Origin of the sequence: Enterocloster sp. 210928-DFI.2.20 (assembly GCF_020554465.1) — a bacterium.
Taxonomy (GTDB): Bacteria; Bacillota; Clostridia; order Lachnospirales; family Lachnospiraceae; genus Enterocloster; species Enterocloster bolteae.
The window spans coordinates 1-225 of record NZ_JAJCHK010000138.1 but is presented as its reverse complement, the minus strand read 5'-3'; the positions used below and the strand labels follow the sequence as shown (position 1 = coordinate 225).

The following is a 225-nucleotide window of genomic DNA, read 5'->3' as shown; positions in this document are numbered from 1 at the left end:
CTTGACAATCTTTCCAAGCTCCCTTGTCTTTACATCTGCCATCTTACTCACTCCTATATAATCTTCTGGTCCGTTTCTTGCCTGTTCCAATCCGCTTAAGTTCCATTCTGCTTACCACTTCCAAAAACTCTCTGGTGTCCTTTATCACCAGCCAGTTCTCTGGTTGCAGGCCATGAAGTTTCATCTCCTTTTTCTGGCTTAAGGTTGGCTTTTTGCCATTTTTCA

The 225-nt window shown here is 43.1% G+C and carries 1 protein-coding gene; it reads right to left on the bottom strand.

Annotated features, from left to right (window positions below; translation table 11 throughout):
• Window positions 1-43: 43 nt before the first annotated feature.
• Window positions 44-225, bottom strand: a 182-nt coding sequence (locus tag LI015_RS28960; RefSeq protein WP_319638750.1) for a DUF6906 family protein, incomplete at its 5' end; no start/stop codon positions are given.